This is a genomic window from Actinoplanes sp. NPDC049681, from assembly GCF_044465265.1.
GTDB lineage: Bacteria > Actinomycetota > Actinomycetes > Mycobacteriales > Micromonosporaceae > Actinoplanes.
Window position 1 is genome coordinate 349,534 of record NZ_JBITLP010000010.1, and the last position, 11,563, is coordinate 361,096.

Here is an 11,563-nt window from a genome sequence, read left to right on the forward strand (position 1 = left end):
TCGCTGCGCTCGGTGCACGACGTCAGGCCCCCTTAGCGGTCCTGGCGCCGGGCGACATCGCGACCAGGCCCGCGGCCGGCTCCGAGTAATCGATGCCGACGACCTTGGAGCCTTCGAACCGGAACGAGGTCAGGCTGGCGAGCCCGCACTGGCGGCGGCGCGGGTCGTGCCAGAGACGCTTCTTCTCCACGTACCGGCGCAGCGTCCAGATCGGGAGCTGGTGCGACACGCAGACGGCCTCGTGCCCCTCGGCGGCGACCCGGGCGGCCTGGACCGCGGCGAACATCCGGTGGGCGATCACCAGGTAGGCCTCACCCCAGCTGGGGGTGATCGGGTCGCGCAGCACCCACCAGTTGCGCGGGTTGCCGAATGCGCCGTCGCCGACCGAGACTTTCTGGCCCTCGAAGAAGTTGGCGCTCTCGATGAGCCGGGTGTCGGTCGCCGTCTCCAGCTTGAACTGCTCGGCGAACGGCTCGGCCGTCTCCTGCGCGCGCTCCAGCGGGCTCGCCACGACGTACGTGACGTCACGGTCGGCGAGCGCCTCCGCGGCGATCCTGGCCATCTGCCGGCCGAGCTCGGAGAGGTGGAAGTCGGGCAGGCGGCCGTACAGGATCTTGGCCGGGTTGTGCACCTCGCCGTGCCGCAGCACGTGCACGGTGGTCCTGGTGGGCTCGGTCATGCAGTGCTCCCCGCTGCTGCCGCGGCGCGCGCCGCCGCCGGCAGCGCCGCTTCGATCGTCTCCAGGGCGGCGTCGTCCAGCGCGGTCGACACGAACCACGATTCGTACGCGCTCGGCGGCAGATAGACGCCGCGGCTGAGCATCTCGTGGAAGAACGCCTTGAACGCCCCTGCGTCCTGGGTCTTCGCCGAGTCGTAGTCGACGACCTCGGCGTCGGTGAAGAAGATCGAGAACATGTTGCCGGCCGAGGAGAGCCGGTGCGGGACCCCCGCGGCCGCGAGCGCTTCCGAGGCGAGCGTGCTCACGGTCGTCGCCATCTCGTCGAGCCGCTTGTAGACCGCGTCGTCGGCGAGGCGCAGGCTCGCCAGCCCGGCCGCGCAGGCGAGCGGGTTTCCCGACAGCGTGCCGGCCTGGTAGACCGGGCCGGCCGGGGCCAGCCGGGACATGATCTCGGTCCGGCCGCCGAAGGCCGCGGCGGGCAGGCCGCCGCCCATGACCTTCCCGTACGTGAAGAGGTCCGCGTCGACGGGCTCGAGCCCGGCCCAGCCGCCCGGCGAGACGCGGAAGCCGGTCATCACCTCGTCGACGATGAGCAACGCGCCGTTCGCGTGGGCGATCTCCGCCAGCCGCCGGTTGAAGCCGTCGCGGGGGGCGACGACGCCCATGTTGCCGGCCGCGGCCTCGGTGATGATCGCGGCGATGTCGTCCTGCTCGGCGAAGACGGCCTCGACCGCGGCCGCGTCGTTGTAGGGCAGGACGATCGTCTCGCTCGCCGCCGCCCCGGTGACACCGGGCGAATCGGGCAGGCCGAGCGTGGCGACGCCGGACCCCGCGGCGGCGAGCAGCGCGTCGACGTGGCCGTGGTAGCAGCCGGCGAACTTCACGATCTTGGAGCGGCCGGTGTAGCCGCGGGCCAGCCGGATCGCCGTCATCGTCGCCTCGGTACCCGAATTGACCAGGCGGACCTGCTCGACGGGGGTACGCCGGACGATCTCCTCGGCCAGCTCGACCTCGCCAGGGGTGGGCGTGCCGAAGCTGGTGCCGTGGGCGGCGGCGGCCTGGACGGCGGCGATGATCGCCGGGTGCGCCTGCCCGTGGATCAGCGGACCCCACGAGCAGACCAGGTCCACGTAGCGGCGCCCGTCCGCGTCGACCAGCCATGGACCTTCGCCGTGCGTCATGAACCGCGGCACGCCGCCGACGGCCCGGAACGCACGCACGGGTGAATTGACCCCGCCGGGCACGATGCCTTTGGCGCGGTCGAACAGGGCCTGGGAAGCCGGGGCGTCCTCCGGGTACGGAGTGCCGGCGGCGCGGTATGAGGTGGTCACGGCGAATCCCATTCTGTCAGCGCTCCCGGGGCGGCGTCCGCCCAGCCCCGGACGAGGGTTGTTCACATCACCCTGCACCCCGCCGGCGAACCGGTCGGCACCGCGTCCGACAGGCCGGATTCGGCCACCCGCGATAGGGTGTCCGGGTGGAGCGACCGGAGCTGTCCATCGCGGTTCAGCGCGCCCCCGACGAGATCGTGTTCCATCTCGCCGGGGAGATCGACGTGCTGACCGTGACGAGGCTGTCCGCGATGGTCAACGAGGTCCTCCAGGAATCGGAGCTCCCGGCCCGGATCGTGCTCGACATGGCCGGGGTGACCTTCTGCGACTCCCAGGGTCTCGGCACGCTGGTCGTACTCAGCCGCAAGGCCCAGCACGCCCGCGCGGTGCTCTCCCTCGCCAACGTCGGCGACTTCCTGATGCGCGTGCTGGACATCACCGGGCTGCGCTCGGCCCTGATGATCTCCTCGACCGCCTGACCGCTTCCGATCACGCCGGCCCGGCGCTCAGGTCCCCCAGCGGGCCTTCTCCAGCAACTCCAGCGCCTCGCCGGCCGCGGCCGGGCCACCGCCGCGCAGCTTCTGGGCCGCCTCGTCCACCAGGTCGGTCAGCCGCTGCCACTGGGCGTCGCGCTCCCGCACGGCCTCCGCCTGCGCCTTGAGCTGCTGGGTCTTGGTCCACAGCTCGACGAAGATCGAGACCTTGGCGCGGAGCACCCACGGGTCGAACGGCTTGGTGAGGTAATCGACCGCGCCGACCGCGTATCCGCGCAGGGCCAGCTGCGCGTCGCGGTCGGCGGCGGTCAGGAAGAGGATCGGCACGTGCCGGGTGCGTTCCCGGCGCTTGATGTGGCTGGCCGTCTCGAAACCGTCCATGTTGGGCATCTGGGCGTCGAGCAGGATTACCGCGAAGTCGTCGACGAGGAGCTGCTTGAGCGCCGCCTCACCGCTCTCCACCGCCACCGCCTGCACGGGCAGGCCTTGAAGGATGGCCTCCAGCGCGAGCAGGTTGTCGCGCCGGTCGTCGACCAGCAGGGCCTTCGCGCGGTCAGCCACGCTCACTCTCCGTCCCCGAACCTTCGGACGCGTTCACCCACCGGGCCATGAGCTCGATGAGCTGGTCGAGATCGACGGGCTTGGTGATGTAGTCACTCGCCCCCGCCGCCAGCGCCGACTCCCGGTCGCCGGGCATCGCCTTCGCCGTGAGGAACACTACCGGCAGGTCGCGGAATCGCTTATTCCGGCGAATGCCACGAGTGGTCTCATATCCATCCTGGTCCGGCATCATGGCGTCCATCAGCACGATGTCGACCTCAGGATGCTCGGCCAGCAGCCGGACGCCGTCGACCCCGTTGTCCGAGTACAGGACGTGGAGGCCGTGCATCTCCAGGGCGCTGGTCAAGGCGAAGACGTTGCGGACGTCGTCGTCGACGATCAGCACCGTGGCGCCGTCGAGCTGCCGGCTCGCCGCGCTCACCGAATGCGTCTCCGGCTCCGGCTGCGGCGTTAGCAACGGCATGTCCAGCGACGACAAGGTCCCGGCCCGCGCGGGTACGGCCGCCTCCAACGGCAGCTGCGGCACGGACACGGGCACCGTCTCGGGCACCAGCGCGTCCGGTACGTACAGGGTGAACGTCGAACCCGCACCCGGCGCGGAGGAGACCACGATCGTGCCGCCGAGCAGCGCGGCGAACTCGCGGCTGATCGACAGGCCCAGGCCGGTGCCGCCGTACTTGCGGCTGGTCGTGCCGTCGGCCTGCTGGAACGCCTCGAAGATCAGGCTGAGCTTCTCGTCGGAGATGCCGATGCCGGTGTCGGTGACCGCGAAGGCCACCACCTGCTCGGCCGCGGACAGCGACGGGATGTCGAACTCGGTGTCCACCGGCGCCGGGAAGATGCTCAGCGTGACCGCTCCGGAGTCGGTGAACTTGACCGCGTTGGAGAGCAGGTTGCGCAGGATCTGCTGGAGGCGCTGCGCGTCCGTGACGATCGAATCGGGCAGGTCGGGCGAGACGTCCACCTGGAACCCCAGGCCCTTGTCGTCGGCCTGCGGCCGGAACGCCTGCTCGACATAGCTGCGGATGTCGTCGAAGTCGACCTGGTCCGGCTCGACGTCCATCCGGCCCGCCTCGATCTTGCTGAGGTCGAGGATGTCGTCGATCAGCGACAGCAGGTCCGAGCCGGCGCTGTGGATCGTACGGGCGAACTCGATCTGCTTCTCGGTCAGGTTCTTGTCGGAATTCTCGGCGAGCAGGCGGGCGAGCAGGAGCAGCGAGTTGAGCGGGGTCCGCAGCTCGTGGCTCATGTTCGCCAGGAACTCCGTCTTGTACGCCGACGCCCGCGACAGCTGCTGAGCCTTCTCCTCCAGGCCGAGCCGGGCCAGCTCGATCTCCCGGTTCTTCGTCTCGATGTTGCCCTTCTGCTCGCTGAGCAGCTGCGCCTTGTCCTCCAGCTCGGCGTTGGTGCGCTGCAGCTCCGCCGACTGGTCCTGCATCTCGCGGGCCAGCCGCTGCGACTGGGCGAGCAGCTCCTCCGTACGCCGGTTGGCCTGGATGGTGTTGAGCGCGATGCCGATCGTCGCGACGAGGCGCTCGAGGAACGTCAGATGCAGCCCGCTGAACGCGGCCACCGACGCGAACTCGATGACGCCCAGCATCTCGCCCTCGAAGAGCACCGGCAGCACGACGAGGTCGCTCGGCGGCATGTTCATCAGACCCGACCGCATGGTCAGCACCCCGTCGTGGGTCGCTCGCACCCGGATGGTGCGCCGCGACACCGCCGCCTGCCCGACCAGGCCCTCACCCGGGCCGAACGTCACCTCGTGGTTGCGGGCGACGTAGCCGTACGCGGCGGCCAGCCGCAGGCGCATCACCGCTTCCTCGTTGTCGACCAGGAAGAACGCGCCGAGCTGGGCGTCGACCAGCGGCGTCACCTCGGTCATGATCATGCGGCAGACCTCGCCGAGGTCGCGCTGGCCCTGCAGCAGGCCGCCGATCCGGGCCAGGTTGGAGTCCAGCCAGCCCTGCTCCGCGTTGGCCTTCGTGGTCTCCCGCAGGGTCACGATCATCTGGTTGATGTTGTCCTTGAGCTCGGCGACCTCGCCCTGCGCCTCGACGGCCACGCGCTGCGTCAGGTCACCGCGGGTCACCGCCGTGGACACCTCCGCGATCGCCCGGAGCTGGGTGGTGAGCGTGGAGGCGAGCTGGTTGACGTTGTCGGTCAGGTCTCGCCACGTACCTGAAACGCCCTTGACCTGGGCCTGACCGCCCAGCTTGCCCTCGATGCCGACCTCGCGGCCGACCCGGGTGACCTCGTTGGCGAACGAGGAGAGCTGGTCGACCATCGTGTTGACGGTGTCCTTGAGCTCCAGGATCTCGCCGCGGGCATCCACCGTGATCTTCTGCGACAGGTCGCCCTTCGCCACGGCCGTGGTGACCGACGCGATGTTACGGACCTGCGCGGTCAGGTTGGACGCCATGTAGTTGACGTTGTCGGTCAGGTCGCGCCACGTGCCGGCTACCCCGCGCACCTGCGCCTGGCCACCCAGCTTGCCCTCCGAGCCGACCTCGCGGGCCACGCGCGTGACCTCGTCGGCGAACGACGACAGCTGATCCACCATCGTGTTCACCGTCGACTTGAGCTCCAGGATCTCACCCTGCGCGTCGACCGTGATCTTCTGCGACAGGTCGCCGCGGGCCACGGCGGTGGAGACTTGAGCGATGTTGCGGACCTGCGCGGTCAGGTTGGACGCCATCGAGTTGACGTTGTCGGTCAGGTCCCGCCAGGTGCCGGCCACCCCGCGCACCTGCGCCTGGCCACCCAGCTTGCCTTCGGTGCCGACCTCGCGCGCGACGCGCGTGACCTCGTCGGCGAACGACGACAGCTGATCCACCATCGTGTTCACCGTCGACTTGAGCTCGAGGATCTCGCCGCGGGCGTCGACCGTGATCTTCTGCGACAGGTCGCCCTTGGCCACCGCGGTGGTGACGGAAGCGATGTTCCGCACCTGGCTGGTCAGGTTGGACGCCATGTAGTTGACGTTGTCGGTCAGATCTCGCCACGTACCGGAAACGCCCTTGACCTGGGCCTGACCGCCCAGCTTGCCCTCCGAACCGACCTCGCGCGCGACGCGCGTGACCTCGTCGGCGAACGACGACAGCTGGTCCACCATCGTGTTCATCGTGTTCTTCAGCTGCGCGATCTCACCCCGCGCGTCGACCGTGATCTTCTGCGACAGGTCGCCCTTGGCGACCGCCGTGGACACCTGGGAGATGTTGCGGACCTGGTCGGTGAGGTTCGCGGCGAGCTGGTTGACGTTCTCCGTGAGGTCCCGCCAGGTGCCGGAGACGCCACGCACCTGCGCCTGACCGCCCAGCCGGCCCTCCGTGCCGACCTCGCGCGCCACCCGGGTGACCTCGTCGGCGAACGACGACAGCTGGTCCACCATCGTGTTGACGGTGTCCTTGAGCTCCAGGATCTCGCCCTGGGCCGCCACCGTGATCTTCTGCGACAGGTCGCCCTTCGCCACGGCGGTCGAGACCTGCGCGATGTTGCGGACCTGGCTGGTCAGGTTGGACGCCATCGAGTTCACCGAGTCGGTGAGGTCCTTCCAGGTGCCGGCCACGTTCGGTACGTCCGCCTGGCCGCCGAGCTTGCCCTCCGTGCCTACCTCGCGGGCCACGCGCGTGACCTGCTCGGCGAAGAGCCGCAACGTGTCCGTCACGCCGTTCATCGTGTCGGCCAGCTCGGCCACCTCGCCCCGGGCCGACACGGTGATCTTCTGCGACAGGTCGCCGCGCGCCATCGCCGTCGCCACCTGCGAGATCGAGCGCACCTGGTGGGTCAGGTTGGACGCCATCGTGTTGACGGAGTCGGTGAGGTCCTTCCACGTGCCGGCGACCCCGCGCACGTCGGCCTGACCGCCCAGCTCCCCCTGCGTGCCGACCTCGCGCGCCACCCGGGTGACCTCGCTGGCGAAGGACGACAGCTGGTCGACCATCGTGTTGACCGTACGGCCGATCCGCAGGAATTCACCCCGCAGGGGTCGCCCGTCCATCTCCAAAGCCATGTGCTGCGAGAGATCGCCCTCCGCCACGGCGACGATCACGCGGGAGATCTCCGTCGTCGGCCGGGCCAGGTCGTCGATCAGCGAGTTGACCGAGCGCGCGGTGTCCGCCCACGCCCCGTCGAGACCCTCCTCGTCGAGGCGATCGGTCAGCCGCCCCTCCCGGCCCACCGTGCGGCTGATCCGCCGTACGTCGAGGGTCTGCCGCTCCTGCAGCGACACGACCTCGTTGAACGCGTCCACCAGCTCGCCGAACGTGCCGCTGCGCCGCGCCAGGCGGACCTTGAGATCGCCACGGCGGACCCGACGCAGGGCGTCGGCGACCTCACCGAGCAGGGCGGTCTCGTCGGACACGCCGACGCCGACCTCTTTCGCCGCAGTCATGCTGTTCCTCACTCGCTGTCCAACCGCCGGGGGCGTTCCATCATCTCTCGTCCGACCGGGTCATTGCGAGATGTGGCTTTGTGCAGACGGGCGCCGGCAGGGGAGGATGCAGTCGTGTCGGTGGAGGTGGGTCAGACGACGGGCGCCCTGGTCCGGCGCGTGCGGCTGCCCAACGACCGGCGTACGCCGGCCGCCGCCCGGGCCCTGGTCCGCTCGGTCCTGGCGGAGACCGGCCTGGACGCCCTGGTCAACGAGGCGCTGCTGCTGACCACCGAGCTGTCCACCAACGCCGTCGTGCACGCCGGCACGGAACTCGACATCGAGGTCGCCGCCGACTCGAGCGGCCTGACGGTCACGGTCACCGACTTCGCCCCGGGCCCGGTCGAGGAGCTCGCCGTCGGCCCGCGCAACGACAAGTCCGAGATCGGCGAGGTAGCGGAGCGTGGTCGCGGACTCCTGCTCGTCGACCACTTCGCGAGCCGCTGGGGCACGGTGCACGAGGGCACCGGCAAGGGCGTGTGGTTCCGCCTCGAGAACCGCACGGGCCCGGAGACGGCCCCGCGGCTCCCGGTCGCCGAGGGCGACGCCGCACCCAGCGTCGGCGAGCTGACCGCCCTGCTCCAGACCGACCTCGAGCGCCCCGGCGAGGAGGCGCTGACCGAGTTCGCCACCGAGCTGCTCGTCCGGCTGGCCCGCCTCACCGGCGCGAGCGGCGGCGTGGTCCGGCTCGATCGGGGCGACAGCGGCGGACTGCAACTCCTCGCCCGGCACGGCCGGGCACCCCGCGACGACGCCGACACCATCCGGGTGCCACTCTCGGTGCAGCGACCGTACGCGGGAGAGCTGGAGCTGGACGCCTCCCCCGACGGCTACGCGCTGCCCCTGGCCACGATCGTCGCCGAACGGCTCTCCCTGCACCTGGAGAACGACCGCCTGCGCCGCACCGACCTGCGCCGGCAGACCTGGCTGACGTTCCTGGCCGAGGCGAGCGAACTGCTGGCCCAATCGCTCGACGTCAACCTCACCATGGCGCTGATCCCCCAGCTGGTCGTGCCGCGACTGGGCCAGTGGTGCGCGGTTCACACCACCGACGCGTGGGGCCGCCTGCAGCTCGCGGCGGCCACCCACGCCGACGAGGCGACGGTGGCCCAGCTCTACGCCACCCTCTCCGAGACCGGCCCCGACTCCATCCTGGCCCGGCTCGAGGAGGCGTCCCGGCTCGGCCAGCAGGTCATGTTCGGCTCACCCTCCGAAGGCGTCGCGGTGCCGCTGGTAGCCCGCGGCCAGCGTCTCGGCACCCTCGCGGTCGGCCGCCACCTGCGCCACCGCCACGACGTCGACGAGGTCGCGGTGCTCGAGGACGTGGCCCGCCGCGCGGCGCTGGCGATCGACAACGCGCGGATCCACGACGAGCGCCGCAAAGTCGCCCGTACCCTGCAGGCCTCGCTCCTGCCGCCGGCCCTCCCGCACGTCGAGGGCGTCGGCTTCGCCGCCGAGTACGTACCCACCGGCTCCGAGGTGGGCGGCGACTTCTACGACGTGGTCCCGTCGAACGACGGCTGGATCGTCGTCGTGGGCGACGTGTCCGGCAAGGGCGTCCAGGCCGCCACGGTCACCGGCCTGGTCCGCGACGTGATCCGCATCCTGGTCGACGACGGCAAACCGATGACCGAGGTCCTCCACCGGGTCAACCGGACCCTGGTCCACCGCGGTGGCGGCCGCTACTGCACCCTGGCGATGGCGTCGGTCCAGCGCAGGGGCGACGACCTCGCGGTATGCCTGCACCTGGCCGGCCACGACCGGGCCGTCCTGGTCCGGGCCGACGGCGGTACGTCCTTCGTGGGCGAGGGCGGCACGGCCCTGGGCCTGCTGGAGAGCATCACCTCCCCGGACGCCGAGGTGATCCTCCACCCCGGCGACTCCCTCGTCTTCTACACCGACGGTGTCACCGAACGCCGCCGCGGCCGCGAACTCTTCGGCACGGCCCGCCTCCGGGAAGCGGCGAAACCCCTCGCGGGCTACCCGGCCGACGTCATGGCGGCCCGGCTGCGCTCCACGACGATCAACTTCTCGGTCGAGGAACCCCGCGACGACATCGCCATCCTGGTGCTCCGCAACGACGCCTGAATCTGTCGTACCCCCGTGGCAGGGTGACCCCGTGGCCAAGACGCAGTACTACACGGCGACGAGCATCGACGGCTACATCGCCGACCAGCACAACTCCCTCGACTGGCTCTTCGAGGTCGAGGACACGGACAACCCGTTCGCCCCCTTCTTCCAGCACGTGGGCGCGTTCGTCATGGGCGCTACGACGTACGAATGGGTGCTGGAACACGACGCCCTCCTGGACCAGCCGATCAAATGGGCGGACTACTACGGCGACACCCCGGCCTGGGTCTTCACCCACCGCGACCTGCCCCGCGTGCCGGGCGCCTCCCTGACCTTCGTCCAGGGCGACGTCCGCCCGGTGCACGCGGCCATGACGTCGGTGGCGGGAGACCGGAACATCTGGGTGGTGGGCGGCGGTGAGCTCGCCGGCTCGTTCGCGGACGCGGGGCTGCTCGACGAGATCATCCTCGGGGTGGCACCGGTGACGCTCGGCGGGGGCGCGCCGCTGCTGCCTCGCCGGATGTCGTCGTCGCGGCTGTCTTTGAGGTCTTCGGAGCAGCGGGGGCAGTTCGCTTACCTGACTTATGAGGTGGGCCCACCGACCTGACCTCGTGTGGCGGGGAAGGCGGCCTGTGCCCGCCGGGCCGTTTGACGGCGCCACCGCCGCGGGCGTCCGTGTTACCGCCGAGGGCGTTCGGCTCCGCCGGCGGCAACTGGGCTGCCGCCGGGGGGAACTGGGCGACCGCCGGCATTCGGGCTACCGCTGCGGGCGTTTGGGCGAGTTCGTTCTGCGACGCTTCGCCGTGCTCGGCCGAGGCGTTTCGACCAGCACATCTCTGGAGGGAGCGTTCGGCCGCGCGGGGGTCCCTGCAGGAGCTTCGTCGGTCCTGGCGGATCCGACCCTTTTGTCGGCTGCGTCATGGCATGGTGTTTCTCGTGGCGAAGACTCAGTACTACACGGCGACCAGCATCGACGGCTTCACCGCCGATCTGGACAATTCGCTCGACTGGCTGTTCGAGGTCGACGAGGGTACGGACAACCCGTTCGGCGCGTTCTTCTCCAACGTCGGCGCCTTTGCGATGGGCGCCACCACGTACGAGTGGGTGCTGAAGAACGACAATGTCGTCGAGGAGCCCGAGAACTGGCACGAGATGTACGGTGACGTGCCCTGCTGGGTCTTCACCCACCGTGAACTCCCGCTGGTTCCCGACGCCAACATCTTCATGGTCAGCGGCGACGTCCGCCGGGTGCACCAGGCGATGACCGTTGCCGCCCAGGGCCGCAACGTATGGCTCGCGGGCGGGGGCGACCTCGTGGCGGAGTTCGCCGACGCCGGCCTGCTCGACGAGGTCATCCTGGCGGTGGCCCCGGCGATCCTCGGTTCCGGCACCCCGTTGCTGCCCCGCCGCCTGAGCGCGCGCCAGCTCGCCCTCACGAACGTTGCGCAGATGGGCCAATTCGCCTACCTGTCGTACGCCGTGGGCATGCTCGCCGACATCGGACGCCACCTGGCCGCGGACGTCGTGGGCCGCTCGACCGCTCCTTCCGAGCCCGCCGGCATCTCCGGCTGACTCGCGGGCCGGCGACGAGGGACAGCCGGCTGCAAACCCGGCCCAGCAACGCCCGCAGGACAAATCAGCCGGAAGCCGGCCGGTAAACCGGCCCGCCGACGCCGGACGGAAGCCGGCCGGACCAAGACCAGCCGCAAGTCGGCCCGGGAAGAGCAGCTGCGAGTCGGCCCAGGAAGAGCAGCCAGGATCCGGCCGGGGAAGGACAGCCAGGATCCGGCCGGGGAAGGGCAGCCGCAAGTCGCCCCAGGAAGGGCAGCCAGGATCCGGCCCGGGAAAGGGCAGCCAGGATCCGGCCCGGGAAAGGGCAGCCAGGATCCAGCCCGAGAAAGGCAGCCAGGATCCAGCCCGAGAAAGGCAGCCAGGATCCAGCCCGAGAAAGGCAGCCAGGATCCAGCCCGAGAAAGGCAGCCAGGATCCAGCCCGA

The 11,563-nt window shown here is 70.4% G+C and carries 8 protein-coding genes; 4 read left to right on the forward strand and 4 right to left on the reverse strand.

Features of this window, described 5'->3' with window-relative positions; all coding sequences use genetic code 11:
* Window positions 1-22: 22 nt before the first annotated feature.
* Complete coding sequence (locus tag ACIBO8_RS33860) at window positions 23-679, reverse strand: histidine phosphatase family protein (protein ID WP_396119505.1); 657 nt, start codon at window positions 677-679, stop codon at window positions 23-25.
* Window positions 676-2,022, reverse strand: coding sequence for a glutamate-1-semialdehyde 2,1-aminomutase (gene hemL, locus ACIBO8_RS33865; RefSeq protein WP_396119506.1), 1,347 nt, complete (start codon window positions 2,020-2,022; stop codon window positions 676-678). Before hemL ends, ACIBO8_RS33860 begins: the two co-directional genes overlap by 4 nt.
* 134 nt (window positions 2,023-2,156) lie before the next feature.
* Between hemL and ACIBO8_RS33870 the strand changes: the two genes are divergently transcribed.
* On the forward strand, window positions 2,157-2,489 hold the full coding sequence (locus ACIBO8_RS33870; RefSeq protein WP_396119507.1) for an STAS domain-containing protein: 333 nt from the start codon (window positions 2,157-2,159) through the stop codon (window positions 2,487-2,489).
* Window positions 2,490-2,516: 27 nt separating this feature from the next.
* Here ACIBO8_RS33870 and ACIBO8_RS33875 read toward each other — a convergent pair whose 3' ends face one another.
* Together ACIBO8_RS33875 and ACIBO8_RS33880 are read right to left on the reverse strand one after the other, a co-directional pair.
* On the reverse strand, window positions 2,517-3,065 hold the full coding sequence (locus ACIBO8_RS33875; protein ID WP_396119508.1) for a two-component system response regulator: 549 nt from the start codon (window positions 3,063-3,065) through the stop codon (window positions 2,517-2,519).
* Window positions 3,058-7,458 (reverse strand): HAMP domain-containing protein, encoded by a 4,401-nt coding sequence (locus tag ACIBO8_RS33880; protein WP_396119509.1) that lies wholly within the window; start codon window positions 7,456-7,458, stop codon window positions 3,058-3,060. Before ACIBO8_RS33880 ends, ACIBO8_RS33875 begins: the two co-directional genes overlap by 8 nt.
* 114 nt (window positions 7,459-7,572) lie before the next feature.
* Between ACIBO8_RS33880 and ACIBO8_RS33885 the strand changes: the two genes are divergently transcribed.
* From ACIBO8_RS33885 to ACIBO8_RS33895, 3 genes are all read left to right on the forward strand, one after another.
* Window positions 7,573-9,585: a SpoIIE family protein phosphatase gene (locus ACIBO8_RS33885; protein ID WP_396119510.1), complete on the forward strand. Its 2,013-nt coding sequence runs from the start codon at window positions 7,573-7,575 to the stop codon at window positions 9,583-9,585.
* Between the two features lie 31 nt (window positions 9,586-9,616).
* Window positions 9,617-10,174: a dihydrofolate reductase family protein gene (locus tag ACIBO8_RS33890; protein ID WP_396119511.1), complete on the forward strand. Its 558-nt coding sequence runs from the start codon at window positions 9,617-9,619 to the stop codon at window positions 10,172-10,174.
* Window positions 10,175-10,491: 317 nt separating this feature from the next.
* Window positions 10,492-11,139 carry a dihydrofolate reductase family protein gene (locus ACIBO8_RS33895; RefSeq protein ID WP_396119512.1) on the forward strand — a complete coding sequence of 216 codons (648 nt, stop codon included), beginning with the start codon at window positions 10,492-10,494 and terminating at the stop codon, window positions 11,137-11,139.
* Window positions 11,140-11,563: the final 424 nt, after the last annotated feature.